The organism is Chloroherpetonaceae bacterium (assembly GCA_033763895.1).
Lineage (GTDB): Bacteria > Bacteroidota > Chlorobiia > Chlorobiales > Thermochlorobacteraceae > JANRJQ01.
In genome coordinates, this window is sequence record JANRJQ010000010.1 from 20,949 (window position 1) to 38,159 (window position 17,211).

11 protein-coding genes are annotated in these 17,211 nt (G+C 39.8%); 4 read left to right on the forward strand and 7 right to left on the reverse strand.

All coding sequences use genetic code 11. The features are described from left to right. The first annotated feature begins 181 nt into the window (after positions 1-181). From uvrA to smpB, 4 genes are read left to right on the forward strand one after another with little or no spacing between them, the layout of a single operon-like run. Positions 182-3,052: an excinuclease ABC subunit UvrA gene (gene uvrA / locus SFU91_08380; GenBank protein ID MDX2129038.1), complete on the forward strand. Its 2,871-nt coding sequence runs from the start codon at positions 182-184 to the stop codon at positions 3,050-3,052. After that, positions 3,049-6,510 (forward strand): DUF4175 family protein, encoded by a 3,462-nt coding sequence (locus SFU91_08385; GenBank protein ID MDX2129039.1) that lies wholly within the window; start codon positions 3,049-3,051, stop codon positions 6,508-6,510. The genes uvrA and SFU91_08385 overlap by 4 nt, the downstream gene beginning before the upstream one ends. A gap of 10 nt (positions 6,511-6,520) precedes the next feature. Beyond that, on the forward strand, positions 6,521-6,832 hold the full coding sequence (locus tag SFU91_08390) for a DUF971 domain-containing protein (GenBank protein ID MDX2129040.1): 312 nt from the start codon (positions 6,521-6,523) through the stop codon (positions 6,830-6,832). Between the two features lie 4 nt (positions 6,833-6,836). Further along, positions 6,837-7,301 (forward strand): SsrA-binding protein SmpB, encoded by a 465-nt coding sequence (gene smpB, locus SFU91_08395; protein MDX2129041.1) that lies wholly within the window; start codon positions 6,837-6,839, stop codon positions 7,299-7,301. A gap of 45 nt (positions 7,302-7,346) precedes the next feature. On the opposite strand, the gene SFU91_08400 is transcribed toward smpB, so the two are convergent. The 7 genes from SFU91_08400 to rpsA all read right to left on the reverse strand — a co-directional run bounded on the left by SFU91_08400 (position 7,347) and on the right by rpsA (position 17,037). Beyond that, positions 7,347-8,930, reverse strand: coding sequence for an ABC transporter substrate-binding protein (locus tag SFU91_08400; GenBank protein MDX2129042.1), 1,584 nt, complete (start codon positions 8,928-8,930; stop codon positions 7,347-7,349). 167 nt (positions 8,931-9,097) lie between these two features. Continuing rightward, the gene (locus SFU91_08405; GenBank protein ID MDX2129043.1) at positions 9,098-10,372 is read right to left on the reverse strand and encodes a DUF1015 domain-containing protein; all 1,275 of its coding nucleotides are present in this window, start codon (positions 10,370-10,372) and stop codon (positions 9,098-9,100) included. A gap of 30 nt (positions 10,373-10,402) precedes the next feature. After that, positions 10,403-11,116: a segregation/condensation protein A gene (locus tag SFU91_08410; protein MDX2129044.1), complete on the reverse strand. Its 714-nt coding sequence runs from the start codon at positions 11,114-11,116 to the stop codon at positions 10,403-10,405. Positions 11,117-11,222: 106 nt separating this feature from the next. After that, complete coding sequence (locus tag SFU91_08415; protein MDX2129045.1) at positions 11,223-12,215, reverse strand: response regulator; 993 nt, start codon at positions 12,213-12,215, stop codon at positions 11,223-11,225. A gap of 89 nt (positions 12,216-12,304) precedes the next feature. Continuing rightward, entirely contained in the window at positions 12,305-14,059 is a 1,755-nt protein-coding gene (locus SFU91_08420) for an ATP-binding protein (protein MDX2129046.1), read from the reverse strand. Between the two features lie 163 nt (positions 14,060-14,222). Next, the gene (locus tag SFU91_08425; protein MDX2129047.1) at positions 14,223-15,161 is read right to left on the reverse strand and encodes a TIGR01777 family oxidoreductase; all 939 of its coding nucleotides are present in this window, start codon (positions 15,159-15,161) and stop codon (positions 14,223-14,225) included. Positions 15,162-15,264: 103 nt separating this feature from the next. After that, positions 15,265-17,037, reverse strand: coding sequence for a 30S ribosomal protein S1 (rpsA, locus tag SFU91_08430; protein MDX2129048.1), 1,773 nt, complete (start codon positions 17,035-17,037; stop codon positions 15,265-15,267). Positions 17,038-17,211 lie beyond the last annotated feature (174 nt).

Here is a 17,211-nt window from a genome sequence, read left to right on the forward strand (position 1 = left end):
ACGAAATGATTAAATTCCCTTCTTGCCCAAAAAGAATATGCCCAAAACGAAACCAAAAAAAAGCGAGGCCGGAGTAAAATACGAGCAAGCCAAACCGGAAAAAAAATCTCGGCGTGAACCAAAAAAAAGTGCGGTTCAAAATGGCCATTTAAACCGTGTAAGTAATTCAATGAAAGCTGTAATGAAAGAAGCTGTAAAACCCGAGTCTAATTGGGATGTAAAAAAGGGTGATATTTTCATCAAAGGTGCCAGAACGCACAATCTGCGGAATGTCGATGCGCTTTTTCCACGCGGAAAGTTAATTGTGGTTACAGGTGTGAGTGGTTCGGGGAAATCAAGCTTAGCGTTTGATACACTTTATGCAGAAGGGCATCGGCGTTATGTAGAGTCAATGTCGTCTTACATTCGTCAGTTTTTAGAGCGTATGCCCAAGCCGGATGTGGATTACATTCAAGGAATCGCTCCGGCGATTGCAATTGAGCAGAAAACAATTTCTAAAAACCCTCGTTCCACGGTTGGTACAATTACTGAAATTTATGATTACTTAAGACTACTCTTCGCAAGAATTGGAAAAACCTATGCCCCTGATACCAATGAAATGGTTCAAAAACATACACCTGATGATGTTCTTCTCCAATTAAAAATTTTTTCGGAAGGGGCAAAATTTTATGTGTGTTTCCCTATTCCACATCATCACGATGAAAAAGATAAAGAACGAACTTTTGAAGAAGAACTTCAAACGCTAAAACAAAAAGGATTTTATAGGCTTGTTTCCAGTATCAAAGCCGGAAATGAACTTTTTGATTTAAGCGACCCTGAATCAGAAAAAAAATTACTCAAGCTTACTAAATCAGAGAAAGGGCAATTGCTGATTGTTGCCGATCGATTGATTTTACGCCACACAGAGGAATTACTTTCACGTGTTTCTGAAGCGGTTGAGTCTGCGTTTCGGGAATCCTACGGCTTTTGTACCATTCGAATTGAAATAAATGGAAGTTACCGAGATCTTTCTTTTAGCGATAAGTTTGAGATTAATGGGGTTGAATATGAAGAACCTTCGCCCCAAATGTTTGCCTTTAATTCTCCGGTTGGGGCTTGCCCGAAATGTCAGGGGTTTGGGCGTGTGGCGGGTATTGACGAAGATGCCGTAATTCCTAATCGTGCACTGGCTTTGCGCGATGGAGCAATTGTGGCGTGGAGTGGTGAAAAACACTCTAAACATTTCTTCGACTTAATTCGAATTGCACCTAAGTACGGAATTGACTTAGGAACGCCATACTCATTGCTGCCCACTGTGGCAAAAAAGATGATTTGGGAGGGAATTCCGAGCGAAAAGTTTATTGGGTTAAATGCCTTTTTCAAATTCATCGAAAAAGAAAGTCTGTACAAAATGCATTACCGCGTCTTCTTGAATCGATTCCGTGGCTATTCGACCTGTCCGGAATGTGGCGGTTCAAGGCTTAAGAAAGACGCGCTTTACGTGAAAATTGGAGGTAAGAATATCGCCGATATTGTTCAAATGACGATTTCGGAGGCAATTGAATTTTTCAAAGCAATCGCGATTTCTCCCTTTGATCGTGAAGTTGCAAAAACACTGCTCAACGAAATCCAAAAACGCTTGCAATATCTTTTGGAAGTTGGGTTAGAATATCTCACGCTCGATCGACCTGCAAATACCCTCTCAGGCGGTGAATCGCAAAGAATTAATCTTGCCACTTCTTTAGGTTCATCGCTCGTTGGATCAATCTATATCCTCGATGAGCCTTCGATTGGTTTACATCAACGCGATTCCGCTCGGTTGATTACGATATTGAAAAAACTACGTGATATTGGAAATACAGTAATTGTTGTTGAGCACGATCGCGAGATTATGGAAGCGGCCGATGTCATTCTTGACTTGGGTCCGAAAGCCGGCAGATTAGGTGGTGAACTTGTTTTTCACGGTACGCATTCACAAATTCTTACCGCTCAGCATACACTCACCGGGAAGTATCTGAGAAATATCAACGAACTGCCTTACCCTGAAAAGCGAAGAAATGTCAAGCTTTCCAATGCCTTGGAAGTAGAAGGAGCTATGGAAAATAACTTGAAAAATATTTCAGTCAAGTTTCCTTTAGGGGTTATGACCTGCGTAACCGGAGTCAGCGGGTCGGGAAAATCGACTCTGGTTGGGGATATTCTTTACCTTGGTCTCTTAAAGCAAAAAGTAGGCACGGCCGAGAAAGTAGGAACTCACAAAGCGCTTAAAGGAGGAGAAAAAGTGAGTAAAGTAGAATTGGTTGATCAATCGCCAATTGGAAGAACAAGCCGAAGCAATCCGGCAACCTATCTTAAAATATTTGATGATATTCGCACCCTTTACGCTCAAACTCAGGTTGCAAAATTAAAAGGCTGGGATGCCGGATATTTTTCATTTAACATTCCGGGTGGCCGCTGCGAAACTTGTGCCGGTGAAGGGTCCGTTCATGTTGAAATGCAGTTTCTTGCCGATCTTGATATCCCTTGTGAAGCGTGTGGAGGAAGGCGATATAAAGAAGAAACACTTTCAGCGGTTTATAAAGAAAAGTCAATAGCGGATGTATTAGAAATGACAATTGCAGAAGCCCTTAGCTTTTTTTCTGAACACAAAAATATCAGCAAAAAACTTCAGATTCTTGTCGATGTCGGGCTTGGTTATTTGCAAATGGGACAGTCGGGAAGCACGCTTTCTGGTGGCGAAGCTCAACGGTTAAAATTAGCCTATCATATCTCAAGTGCAGAATCAAAAGAGGCACTCTTTATCTTTGATGAACCAACAACCGGGCTTCACTTCGACGATATTCAAAAACTCTTAAAATGCTTTAATCGCTTAATTGAGCAGGGTAATACTTTGGTGATTATTGAACATAATCTGGATGTCATTAAACAAGCCGATTGGGTGATTGACCTTGGCCCTGAGGCTGGTGATAAAGGGGGGGAGATTGTGGCTGAAGGAACACCCGAAGATATCGCAAAAGCAAGGCATTCACTTACAGGAGCTTATCTCAACGAATACTTGTCTGTAAAGAAATGAAGCACTTGCATGAAGAAATTGAAATAACACAGCGGCTTTTTGAACTTTGGAAAAAAATGCGCCGGAGAATTTGGGAAACAGGCATACTTCAAGTTCTAATGGCGGCTTTGGTAGTGCTTTTCTGTTTTGGTTTAACCGAGTGGATTTTTGAGTTTGGTCGGATTGGGCGAGGGTTTTTATTGATTCTTGTACTGACTTCTGTTGCGAGTGCATCGATATACTTTTTATTTCGCCCATTAAAGAGATTCCCTTTTAACCGCGAAAGAATGGCCAAACTTATTGGGAATATGATTCCTGAAATAGGCGATAAACTGATAAATGCGTTACAAATCTATCAAGAGTCTCCTGAGAATGCATTTTCAAGGGCGGCACTGATTTCTGCTTATCAATCTGCTTCTCTATTCAACTTCCAAGCCAAGGTTTATGATGATCGATGGTTCCGAAAATTTGGCCCAAGTGTCTTAAGCCTTTCTCTTTTTTCATTATTGCTTTTTCTACCGCCGATTCAACTTTCAGAGCCGTTAAAGCGAATTCTATTTTTTTATGAGCACTTTTCACCGCCTGAGAAATTTCAATTAAAAGCGCTTTCTGGAGATTTGGAAGTATTGGCAGGGAAGGAGGCGGTTCTTCAATTTACGATAGTTTCACTTTTGGAGGGAGTCGACGACTCACCGCCCCACGAAATGAAGATTTTTTTAGTGAATAAAGATGGATTTTCATTCGCGGAGCAGGCGCTTATTGCCGATAGTAGCGGCAAATTTAACTTTAAAATGCGATCCGTTAAGGAAGCGCTTCATTATTACGGCGTAGCAAAACTGAACGAAAAAAAAACAATCACAAGCGACACTCATCGCATTGCTCTTTTACAAATTCCTTCGGTTAATTTCTTTCAACTATCCATTAAGCCACCCGGCTATACCGGTTTGCAGCCTGTTAAAATTGAACCGAATTTTGGCGATGCCACTGTGATAAGAGGTTCAGAAATTGAATTAAACTTGCGTGCTTCAACAGCGTTATTGAAAGCACGAACCATCATCGATTCCCCGCTCCCTGATGTGATTGAAATGAGTGTCCGTTCAGATTCTGCCAAAGTAAAACTTTCTATCCGTGAAAATACCACCTATCGTTTTTTGATTGAAGATAAAAATGAAGTTAAAGGTGAACTTTCTCCGAAGTATCAAATTAAAGCAATAGGTGATAACCCTCCGGAACTAAAAGTTGTAGCACCCTCAACGCCTGAATTCGATATTCCCCAATCAATGAAGCTACCCGTGATTGCAAACCTTCGCGATGACTTCGGCTTCAGTCGTTTCTCTCTTTTTTATCGCAATTCAAAATCAAATTATAAAGAGCCGGAACAGTTTTATTCCGAGTTAATTCTATCACTTGAATCAGCTGAAGGAAGTAAAACAGAAAAGAGAATCAATTACCAATTCGATCTCTCTAAAATTCAAATTTCAGAAGGTGATGAATTAGAATTCTATCTCCAAGTTTGGGATAACGATGCGGTTTTAGGATTTAAATCAGTAAAAAGTGAAACTTTCAAATTAAGACTGCCAACGCTTGATGAACTTTATACTGAAGTCGAAAAAGAAGAGGAAAGCATCTTAAAAAATTTAGATGACAAAATTGAAAAGGCAGCTGAATTGCAACGCGAATTAGAAGCAGTTCAAGATGAACTGCGCCAAAAAGTTCAATCCGATTGGCAAGATCGAAAAGCAATTGAACAAGCGATGCAAAAACAAAAGGAATTGCAAGCGAGCATTGAGGAAGTAAAAAATGAAATGCGTGAGATGCTCTCCAAAGCAGAAGAGCGCGAATTGCTTTCCGAAGAAACATTGAAAGAATATGAAGAGGTTATGAAATTGATGGATGAAGTGAAATCTGCTGAAATTGAAAAGGCAAGGGCTGAAATGGAAAAGGCGCTCTCTCAGATGAATGAACAAAAAATGAGAGAAGCATTAAAAAATTTTTCAATGAATGAAAAGAAATTGAAAGAAGTGCTTGAGCGAACAAAAGAATTGCTTACCCGAAAACAGATTGAGCGCAAAATTGATGAAATGATAACGAGAATGGATGCCCTCTCAGAAAAGCAAGATAAACTCCAACTAAAAACAGAGCGTGAACTTTCACAACCCGCAAAGTCAGAGAAAGTGCAGGAAGAAAAGGCGGCATCCCTTGCTCAAGAGCAAGAAAAATTGAAGCAGGAGTATCAAGAGCTTCAAGCACAAAACGAGGAATTAAAGTCGCTTATGCAATCGTATCCGAAGCAAGATAAACTGCCTACAAAGGAACAGCAGGATTTTGAAGAGGAAATGAAGTTTCAAGATGTCACGCGTGAGATGAATGAAGCAGCAAAAGAAATCAAAGAGAGAAAACTTGAAAGTGCCAAAGAGAAGCAGCAATCTGTACAAGCGAAAATGAAATCTCAAAAAGACCGCCTTGCATCAATGAAAAGGGAAGTCACCAAACAGCGTAAAGAGGAAGTTTTGGATGCAATGCAAAATCTCGCTCATTCTGCTCTTGAACTCTCTTTGGAACAGGAAGAATTACGAGGCAATATTGATGAACCTGATATGAATGCCGGCACGGAAGAAATGCGTCAAAAGGCAGCAGGGCAACAAGAGCTTTTGGAATCACTTCGCCAAATGCAACAATCAATTTCGAATGTTGGAAAAAAATCATCTCAAGTAAGGCAAGAACTTTCAGAATTGCTTCAAAAGGCTGCAAGCCAAATGGAGGCTTCGATTCGTCAATTGGAAAATCGCAACACACCGGCTGCGCAGCTTGAAATGCAATCGGCAATGCAAAACTTGAATGAATTCGCTAGTCGATCCGCGGAAATGATGGCTGCGATGCAAAATCAAGGTCAAGGCGGTGAAGGAGGAGGAGAAGATGGCGAAGATTTGGGCGAATCAATGAATGGTCTCGCGGGCGAACAAGGTAAATTAAATGAACAGACTCAAGAAATGGGAAGTCGAGAAGAGCAAAGCAAGTCCGAAAGAATGTCTCAACTTGCGGCACAACAAATGGCTCTGAAAGAACAGTTGGAAGGAATTCGTCAAAGGCAAAAGCAAAAAGAAGAAAAAGCGTCAAAAGATGGAAAACCTTCCTCACAAGAGCTTTTAGGGAACCTTGATGAACTGGCAAGCGAGATGGAACAAACCGCAAAAGAATTGGCGCAAAATCAATTCAATAAGGAACTTGTTTCACGCCAACAAAAAATTCTAACAAGAATGTTGGAATCAACCCGTTCTCTTCAAAAGCGTGAGGAAGAGGAGCAACGAGAAGCGAAAAGCGCAAAAAGTATCTTTAAACGATCGCCGGCTGAACTGCCAAAAACGCCCCCTCCGAACCGACTCCGAGATGCCCTTAAACGTCTAAAAGAACAGGGCTTTACTGAAGATTATGAAAGAATCATTAGGCGCTATTACGAAAAAATCGATCAAACTTTATAAAACGCGTTGTATGCTTTTACTTTCAAAGGTTAAACGAACCGAATCAAATTCGCTGCGCTTCGATTGGAATGATGGGCAAAGCTCAGAAATTGAATTAAAAAAAATGCGTGATGAATGTCCGTGTGCGAGTTGCAAAGGAGAAACCGTTCTTTTTGAATCCGCGCCGCCCAAGCTCCCTATCTTTGTTCCCGGAATGTACGATTTAAAGAAAATCGAAATTATTGGTAACTACTCTTTACAGCCAACGTGGGGAGATGGGCATCAAACGGGTTTATATTCTTTCGACTATCTTAAGAAACTTTCTTCACCTGTTGTTAACTGAAATAATGGCGAAAAAGAAGGAAGAAGAATACAGCAAAAGTATTTCAAATCGTAAAGCGAGATTTGAGTATGAAATTCTTGATACCTTTCAAACCGGCTTGATTTTGAAAGGCACTGAGGTCAAATCGATTCGAAAAGGAAAAGCTTCGTTAGAAGATAGTTTCGCTTTGCTTAAAAATGGCGAGGTCTATTTAGAAAACATGAATATCTCACCGTATGAACTTGGAAATATTCATAATCACGATCCACGCAGAAGTCGAAAGCTTTTAATGCACAAATCAGAAATTGAAAAACTTCGTTACGATGTTTCTGATAGCGGCCTTACGCTCATCCCACTTCGTCTTTATTTTAATGATCGTGGAAAAGCAAAAATAGAATTAGCATTAGCCAAAGGGAAAAAGCTACACGATAAACGCGATTCCATTCGTAAGCGAGATGCAGAACGCGAACTGCGGCGTGGTGGAGAATGAAAAACGCCCATTCGGGCGATTTTTTTTATACTTATCAAAAATCACTTATTCGATTTCCCATTCATAAAATCGATCAAGTGACGAAACAGATGATGGGCTCGCGTTTTTCACCCGCTTTGATATTCCCGTTAAATTGGTCCACCAATAAAGAATCGTTTCAGGTTGCTCGTCATAAATAATCTTAGCGTATTCTTTCCAATATTTTGCGGTATTAAGCACATTAAGCTCTCTTCTTCCTAATTCTATCAACTCATCAACGCGAGAATTCTGAAAGCAATTTTGATTGTACGGTGTATTCTCAAAATCAGATTTGCGTGTTTCCGCCGGGTCAATGTCAGGTGGAACAACGGCAAATCCAAAAACGAATGCATCAAGTTTTCGATTCCGTATTTGCTCCTGAAGAATATTCGATTCAACTGATTGGACATTACATTCAATCCCAATTGAACGCAAATTTTGTTGAATCACAGTCGCTGCATAATTACGCCGTTGATTTCCATTGTTTATAAATAGTGTAAATGAAAATGGTCGTCCATTCTTTGTTAAAATACCATCGGAACCCGGTTTCCAACCATCGGCAGCGAGCAGTTTTTTTGCCTGTTCAGGGTCGTAGGGGTAAGGTGAAAGGGAAGGGTTTTGAGCCCATTTGCACTCAAGCACCACATCTGAAACCGCCAACTTACCATAGCCCTGTAAATGTCCATCCACAATGGATTGGCGGTCAATCGCATAAGTAAGTGCTTTTCGAACGTTTTTTGATCCAAAGAGCGGATGAGGATTGATCTTTAAAGGTTTCTTTTCTGAGGATTTAAGAGCGATTTCTTTATTGCGATGATAGTCTTCAATATCAATATTCATCCAATTCACAATGTCATAAAAAACATAACCGCGCTCATAAACATGAGTTAGGGAATCATTTTTAATCCGAATTGCATCTTCTGGTGTGAGACTTTGAACCATATCCGCACCTCCCGTTTTAAGAAGTGTGATGCGAGTGGTGTATTCAGGAATAACACGCATCAAAAATTTTTCAATCTTTGGTTTTCCTGTGATAGGAAAATTGTCATCCGCAATAAGAGTGAGTTCCTGATTTTTTACCCACTTCGAAACACGGTAAGGGCCACAACTGACAATTTTTTCATTCTTAAAATTTCGTTCATCAGTCCGAATATCTTTGCGGTTGACATTCTTCCAAATATGATATGGGATAAAGGCAAGATTGGTGTATTTATATGCAACATGTGCCGGCATCGACTTAGAGAAACGGATAACAAGTGTTTGATTATCTGGCGTTTCAATAGATTTTTCAAAATCAATACTTCCGTCCGGCTTACGAAGAAAGTCGTCGCAGAAATTTTGTCTCGTTGTGCCAATAATCGGATCTCCATAAAGTTCATAACTGAATTTCCAGTCACTTGAAGTTACAGGTGCGCCATCGGTCCATTTCAGGTCGCCGCGTAATTGAACGGTCATTACACGATTGCTATCTGAAAACGCCCATTGTTGAGCCACGAATGGCTTGTAAATAGTTATCCCAACAGTGGTATCAAAAGTTTCTTCAAACAAATGAGGAAATACAAGGAAATTCATATCTCTGCTGTTGCTATCCGTAATGAGGATTGGATTCATGTAATCAACATCCGCAACATAAGCGTGTACAAAGGTTTTCGAGTTCTGCTGCGTTTTTGAATTCTTCGAACACGAAGAAAAAAAGCAAAACACAAGTAGAAGTATTGCAATCGGTATTCTCTTGAAATCATTCATAAGCCCCCTATTCATTTGAATTCAATACAACCTTACTGAATTGAATGTATCACAACTCCAGTTAAAACTTTTGGAAAAAAGAAGGTTGATTTTTGCGGCATAACCTCGCCCACTTGTGAGACCGCCTCAACCTCTTGAATACTAGTTGGATTCATCACAATTCCTATTTGACAGAGGTTTGAAGAAACCTTTTCATAAACCTCATCAAAATCTTTAGAATAATTGAGATTGGTTTGTGCTGCTTGAGCTTCCTGCGAAATCCCTAAAATTTTCCCGACAATTAATTGATGGAGTACCACAACATCAAGCATCTTTAATTCTTTCGCCATAGTCTCTTCAATGGCACTTAAAGGAGAACTCACAAGTTTAATTCCATAAAGTCCATTTTTCATTACAATTCCAAACGCATGAGGGGCAGAAGATTTGAGAAAAGTTTTCATCGAAGCCTTATCTGGGAGAACTCTAACCTCGAAGTGCTTTTTTAGGGAATCGATAAAGATGTTTTCGCTGAAGCTTTCAAGACTGTGAATAAGCCGATGTGTTGGGAAAATAACAAGACCTTCATCAAAAATATTTGTCATATACATCATTATGAAATTGTATGCTTCATTGCCGGTATGACCCGGGTTTTCACTTTGACGAAGATTTCTATAGTTAATTGCTGTTTCATAACGATGATGCCCGTCAGCAATGTACATTTGTTTGGTATGGATGACCTGTTTAACGGTGGAAATAATCTCAGGGTCGCTAAGTTCCCATACTTTATTTCTGGTGTTTTGGTAATCCATTGCGTCTATAAATGGCGCCTGAGTTTGGGTAAATTTCTCAATAGCTTTGTCGCCCAACTTTTCTTGATCAGCATACAGCCCGAAGATTGGGCTGATATTTGCACCCGTTTTAATAAAAAGCTGCAATCGATCTTTCTTTGGACCCGATAATGTTTTTTCATGTGGAAGCACAACACCCTTTTCAAACTCATAAAGTTTGCAGCGTGCTATAAACCCCTTGCGCGTGTATTGCACACCATCTTTAGTAGTAAAAGTTTGATGATAAGGGTAAATCGATTCCTTAGTGGAGTTCTTTAAAATACCTTCGCTTAGCCAAGTTTTCAGTCTTTCAGCAGCTGCATCATATTTATTTTCTTCTTTTGGTAACTCAAGACGAATGGCGTTATAAGGAGATGTAGCATAAAGCGACTCCTGCATTGCCGGAGGAATTACATCATAAGGTGGGCAAAGGACACTTTCAAAATTTGAAATGAATTCGGAGTTATAAATGATTCCTTGAAATGCAGCAATTTCTGGCATAAAAAATTGGAATAGAAGTGAAATGAAGAATTAGGCGGCTTTTGAAATCCAAAAGTCGTTGTAATCGTCTTGTGTAATCAAAGTGATGAGGTGGCTCTTCGCCATTTCTAAAATGGCAAGAAAGGTCACAACAATTTCAATTCGATCGGCAAATTGAGATACCGTTTCGATAAAAGATAGTTGAACCTTTTCTTCGAGTGCTTTCAAAATAAATTCAGTTTGCTGTTCAATCGTTACAGGGATTCGTTTGATTTCGTGAACCGTTTTCTTAGGCATTTTTTCAATGGCTCTTCGATAGGCCTGAATCAAATCAAAAAGGGTCGGGCGTTGAAGCGCATCTTCATCAATCACTCTGGCCTCAACAGTCTCGAAAGTTAATCGGGGGAAAATTAATCGGCGATCTTCTTCAAACCGTTGAAGGGCAAGAGCCATTTCTTTAAATCGTCGATACTCAAGAAGCTTCTGTACAAGCTCATTGCGAGGGTCAAATTCATCAAGTTCTTTTCCGTGACCGTCTGGCTGTGGAAGTAACATCTTTGCCTTAATGCTCATTAAAACGGAGGCCATATAAATGAAATCCGAGGCGATTTCAAGATCAAGCTCTCGCATTGCATCCAAATATTCCATAAAGTTTTTGAGTATGTGGGTAATTGGAATATCATAAATATCAATTTCATCACGCTTGATAAAAAAGAGCAAAAGATCTAACGGACCTTCAAATTCGGTGAGTTGTATTCGATACATTAGTGATTAATGCAAATTTCATCAAGACAAAAACTTAATAAAAAAAATATGGGCGAAGTCAAAACCTTATTGGTCAATGAATTCGCCCATATAAATCAAAAAAGACTTAAGAACCGAAAATTTTCCGTGCTGTTCTTAATTTTTCTCTCCACCAATTACCTTTTTCCGGTGCATTTTTTTCAACGATTGTTGGCGCCACTTCCTTTGCAACATAATGAATATTTCGGAGTGGCTGCGCACGGTACGAACGCGCTCTTGCCATTGCAGACTGTATCGTTTTATCAAGATCTTCAACAGAGCAAGGCTTGACATGATATCGGTACACTTGAAACTCATTAATCGACTTAATGGCTAAAAGAGCATCGCGTACTTGTGTAAGAAGAATAATCACAATGTTGGGATACTCTTGCTTAACAGCATAGAGAAAATCCATACCATCGTCTGTATTCAAATTTAAATCCGAAAGCATTACATAAATATCATTGTTGGAAAGATGGTTGAATGCTTCATCAACAGAGAGTGCCGGGAGCACATTATACTTCTTCTCGAATACTTTTATCATTGCATTCAACTGCTCTTTGTTGAACTCAACAATTAATAAATTTTCTTTTTGACCACTCGTAATGGCAGGCATTTGGTCTATTTCATCAGCATCAGAGATGTCTGCAGTTTCAACCGTGGCTTTCATCACATCACTCTTATTGGGATAAATCTGACCAACTTTTTGCGCGATTTCAACGGCAGCCGCCACGGTCTCGCGCAATTGATCTACCTTCCACGGCTTTGTCAAAAAGCGAAACACTTCACCCGAATTGACAGAACTCATAATTGCATCCAAATCTGAATAGCCCGTCAATAGGATACGTATGGTACTTGGACTAATGGTTTTGATAATCCTCAAGACTTCGTGACCAAGCATCCCCGGCATCCGTTGGTCGCTCAAAACAACATGTATTTGATTTTGACGAACAACCTCTATGGCGTCTTTACCATTCGTTGCGGTAAAAATATTATACTGTCTGCGAAAAGTGGCCGAAAGTGATTGTAACACTAAAGGCTCGTCATCAACAAGAAGGATATTGATATTTGATTCCGGCATAAAACCTCGCTAAGCGTTAAAAAACAATGAATTTCTATAAATGTTGAAGAATCAAAAGGCGTAACAACACAGAACTCAATTTACGCAAATTAATTCAAAACCGACTCATTCGAGAAGACTTGTTCCACTTTTTCATCCCCAGCTTTCTTGATTGGCAAATAAATGAAAAAGTCGGTTCCGTGTCCAACGCGACTCTTGACTTCGATACGGCCTTTGTGACCGACTTCGATAATTTTTTTGGAAATTGAAAGACCTAAACCCGTTCCTTTTCCTACAGGTTTTGTCGTAAAGAAAGGATCAAAAATCTTTGAAATTACTTCCTGCGGAATTCCTTTTCCATTATCAGAAATTTGAACAATCAAATCATTTCCTTGTGTACTCGTTTTGATAAGTAAAGAACCTTGCCCCTTTTCCTCGCAGGCGTGAGCGGCATTGGTAATGATATTCAAAAAAACTTGGTTTAACTGAGCCGCTGAGCAAAGAATATCCGGCACATTCGCATAATTCTTTGTAACGGTCATATGCCGTTTAAGAATGTGATTGGCGATAACTAATGTTGAATCCAAGCAATTATTAATATTAGCTCGTTGCTGATTGGCTTGGTCTAAACGCGAAAAATTCTTCAAATTTGAGATGAGTTCTTGAATCCGATCAAGACCTTCAAGGGTACTGGTTAAAAGAGATTTATTTTCATCTACAATACCAATTTTTTGAACCGATGTCACCTTTTGAATTGCGCTTGGAGCCACTTTTGATAACGTTTCAAAATCCTGCTTTTCAATGGCTGCTGTCATCTCACCGGCTGCTTCAACCGCTTCAAGCAAATCAATTTCATTTGCACTGATAATTTCAACATTGCTACGAACAAAGCCTAAAGGTGTATTCATTTCATGAGCCAAACCAGCAACCATTTGTCCGAGCGAAGCCATTTTTTCAGATTGAACGAGTTGGTCTTGAGATTCACTGATAATTTTCGATTGGCGTCTCAGTGAAATCGTCAAACGAATCGCCATAAACGCAAAAACGAGCAAACTGGAAATAAGCGCAGCCAATTGGAATATTTGAAGCCTTTTGCTTCGTTCACTTGCAAGTTGACCCAGTGTAACGATAAAATCTCGAGTGGATGAAAGCACGATATCATCATTCACAATAGAATAATCGACCGCAGCTTCAAGCGCTACTTGATCAATTTTTTTTGTTTGCTCAAATGTCTTGAAAATTTTCATCAAATTCTCTTTTTTCTCGTCCCAATGCGCAAATGAGGTATCAACGGTCGCTTTTGCACGAGGGTCAGTAACAGGTGTTACTTCAATCGAAGCACCGTCAATATCGAGAATTCCGCCATATTGCATTGCGGCAACCGTTTTTCCGTACATTTCAAGAGCTTCTCGATACTTGGTAAAGTCGGCATAAATTGCTTCACGCTTTGAAATAATTTGTGGGATTAAAGCAGTATCGATCGGTGCAATGATTAATTGATAGGTTTCGATAGGCTTACCTTTGCTTTTCTTAAGTGCCGCGGCAATTTGTTCATCTGTAAGCCGTATGGTATCAATTCTAGGGGAAATCATTGGGTACAAATCCGGGTCGATATTGGCTTGTTCAATCATCCCGTTAAGAAGAACAAACCCGGTTTGCGTGTTGCTAACATAAGTCAAAGACTTTTGCCAAAATTCCTGTTGCTTCGTTGCACAAAAGATTTGTTCAGCATCTCGCTTACTGTCTTGTGAGAGAATCAAATTAACAACAAAGACTGAGGCTACAAGGACAAGGAAAATTGAGCCATAAATAATCAGTTCCGTGTATCGTATCGTTGTTTGTTTTTCATCCTTCTGTTGTGCCATAAGAAGACCAATGGTTTTGTTGTGAAAAAGTGATGAGCCGGTTTTCTACAATGAACTCAATTTTGAAAGGTAATTCCACTAAAATCCTCAAAGAATATACCTTCACATTTCGAAAAAAAAAATTTATTGGGCTTTTCTTAAACGCTTGTTAATCATTTGTAAATCAGATGTTTTTTTTGATAATATCCGAAATGGCTCCCTCTAATTCAGGAAATTGAAATAAAAACCCGTTTTTGATGAGTTTTTCCGGTGAAACCCGTTGGCCTTCAGAAATTACTTCGGCCGCTTCTCCAAAAAGAACCTGCAACACCGCATTAGGTACAGAAATCAGTGAAGGTCTCTTCAATACTTTTCCAAGTGTTTTTGCAAATTCGTTCATTAATACAGGTTTTGGTGCAACTGAATTCACCGGGCCCTCTAATGAAGAACTTTCGAGAGCATATTGAATAACTTTTATTTCATCTTCCAAATGAATCCAAGGAACCCACTGTAGCCCTGAACCAATTGGGCCGCCTGAAAAAAGCTGAAAAGGGGGAATCATTTTCGAGAGTGCCCCGCTTTTTGTAGAAAGCACGATTCCAGTTCGAATCGTAACCACACGAACATGTTCATTCGAGACCTCTAAAGCAAATTTTTCCCAATCAACACAGACTTTGGATAAAAAATCATGTCCCGGTAAATCCTTTTCGGTAAAAATCGATGCTTCATGACCGTGCGGAGAATTACCATAATAGCCAACGGCTGAAGCACAGATAAAAACAAATTTCTTTTGTCCTAAACGGCTGAGCCGCTGAAGCGACTGAGCTATGGCTTGTGTGGTTAAAATTCTTGAATCGTAAATTTCCTTTTTGGTTTCATCATTCCATCGAACTCCTACAGGAGCCCCTGCGAGATGAATAACCGCATCACAGTCTTGTAAAATCAAATCAAGCGATTCACTATTCATTCGGGGAAGATGCCCTGTTTTTTTAAGAAAAGGAAATTTTTGGAGCAGTTGGTCGGGATTTCGACCTAAGGCTGAAATCGAATGCCCCTCGCTGTTTAATTTCTTTGCAAGAAATTCACCGATAAGCCCATTAATACCTGTTATTACAATTTTCATGTGTTCGAAATGTGTTCAACTCTTAAAAATGGCTTTCTAAATAAATAATTCCACGAATAAAAAAAGCCACCCGAAGGTGGCTTTCGATTCAATCAGCGAATCATTAACTTTTCATCATATCAACAGACGCCAAATCCGGAGTCGGAAGTGGTGTATCTAAGGCGGTAACCGCTTCTTGAATTTTCTGCTTTTCATTCGGATGAGCCGCTAAGTAGGCATCAATTTCTTCCTTACTCTTTCCTTTAAAGTATTCAAGTGCAGATAGAATGATACGACGGTTTTCCTTATCAAACTCAATCACTTTCAGCGGTAGTTCATCACCCGATTTAAAGGAGGTTTTCAAATCTGCAACCCCGCCTTTAAGTAAATGTGAAGCAGGAACAAACCCATCAACACCAAGCGGCAACTCAACAAGTACACCTTTTTCGATAATCGAAGAAACTTTTGCTTTCGTTTCTGTACCGGTGGCATAAACTGATTCAAAGTTATTCCACGGGTCTTCAGTCACTTGTTTATGACCCAAAGCAATTCTTCTTGCCTTTACATCAACTTTCAAAACTTTAACATCCAATTCGTCACCCTTCTTTACCATTTCGCCGGGATGTCGAATCTTGCGAGTCCAAGAGAGATCGGAAATATGAACCAACCCATCAACACCGGTTTCAAGCTCTACAAATACACCAAAATCGGTGAGATTTCGAACAACTCCCTTATGAATGGTATCAAGAGCATACTTTTCAGCCAGTTTTTGCCAAGGGTCGGATTCCGTTTGCTTCATTGAAAGTGAAAGCTTGGTGTTTTCCTTATCAATGTTGAGAATAATACACTCAACTTCTTGGCCCATAGCAACAAATTGACTGGGATGCTTGATATGCTGTGTCCAAGACATTTCGGAGATATGAACAAGACCTTCAATTCCTTTTTCAATTTCAATAAAAACTCCATAATCGGTAATGGATACCACTTTACCTTTAACGCGGGTACCAATTTGATATTTACCTTCAATGTCTTGCCACGGATGAGGCGTAAGCTGTTTCATACCCAATGAAACACGCTGTTTATCTCCATCATAACCAATAACCACAACTTTAATCGGCTCATCAAGTTTAACCGCTTCTGAGGGGTGTTGGATTCTGCCCCAAGTGATGTCAGTGATATGTACCAAACCATCTAAACCACCGAGATCAACAAAAATTCCGAAGTCAGTAATATTCTTCACGGTTCCTTCAAGCACCATTCCAACTTTGATATTGGAAAGCATTTCTTGACGGCGAGATTCATATTCAGCTTCAAGAATAACTTTATGACTCACAACGATATTGTTGGTCAAAGGATTAATCTTAACAACACGGAAATCCATTGATTGACCGACTAATGCATCGAAATCGCGAACTGGCTTAACATCAATTTGAGATCCGGGTAAAAATGCTTCAACCCCACCAAGAGAGACGGTCATTCCACCTTTCACACGGCTTGTAATCTTTCCGTTCAAAATGGTGGTTTTTTCGAGAGATTCACGAATCTTGTCCCAAATACGCATCATATCAGCGGTTTTTTTGGAAAGATTCAACTGACCCATTTTGTCTTCGAGGCTCTCAAGATATACCTCAACATCATCGCCGACTTTTAATTTATCAGGCTCACGGAATTCCATCAACGCAACAACACCTTCCGACTTAGCGCCGATATCGATGGTTACATCTTTTTCCGAAATACTGACAATTCGCCCTCTAACGATTTCACCAGCGTTTAATTCGTTCAAAGTACCTGAATACATTGCTTCAAGCATCTGAATTTCATCCGGCAAATAGTCGGCAAAAATCTTTGCTATCTTCTTTTTCTTAGTCTTCTCCTGCGGAGTATCTACAAGTTGCATAAGTGAATCTCTCTTTGTTTTACCGCTTTCGACGCAAGAGAGAACGTCGGGCAGTTTTTGGTTAAAAAAAATCGAAACACTCTCTGAATACTTAAGACGCAAAAAGCGAACAACTTTCGCCGTTCGCTCCACTTTGTTCCATCAACTGATGATTACGAGGTGACTTACACCAAA

Coding starts and splice junctions, on each gene's coding strand:
- SFU91_08385 (MDX2129039.1), top strand. CDS start 3,049: ATGAAGCACTTGCATGAAGAAATTGAAATAACACAGCGGCTTTTTGAA.
- rpsA (MDX2129048.1), bottom strand. CDS start 17,037: ATGCAACTTGTAGATACTCCGCAGGAGAAGACTAAGAAAAAGAAGATA.
- SFU91_08425 (MDX2129047.1), bottom strand. CDS start 15,161: ATGAAAATTGTAATAACAGGTATTAATGGGCTTATCGGTGAATTTCTT.
- smpB (MDX2129041.1), top strand. CDS start 6,837: ATGGCGAAAAAGAAGGAAGAAGAATACAGCAAAAGTATTTCAAATCGT.
- uvrA (MDX2129038.1), top strand. CDS start 182: ATGAAAGAAGCTGTAAAACCCGAGTCTAATTGGGATGTAAAAAAGGGT.
- SFU91_08420 (MDX2129046.1), bottom strand. CDS start 14,059: ATGGCACAACAGAAGGATGAAAAACAAACAACGATACGATACACGGAA.
- SFU91_08400 (MDX2129042.1), bottom strand. CDS start 8,930: ATGAATCCAATCCTCATTACGGATAGCAACAGCAGAGATATGAATTTC.
- SFU91_08390 (MDX2129040.1), top strand. CDS start 6,521: ATGCTTTTACTTTCAAAGGTTAAACGAACCGAATCAAATTCGCTGCGC.
- SFU91_08405 (MDX2129043.1), bottom strand. CDS start 10,372: ATGCCAGAAATTGCTGCATTTCAAGGAATCATTTATAACTCCGAATTC.
- SFU91_08415 (MDX2129045.1), bottom strand. CDS start 12,215: ATGCCGGAATCAAATATCAATATCCTTCTTGTTGATGACGAGCCTTTA.
- SFU91_08410 (MDX2129044.1), bottom strand. CDS start 11,116: ATGTATCGAATACAACTCACCGAATTTGAAGGTCCGTTAGATCTTTTG.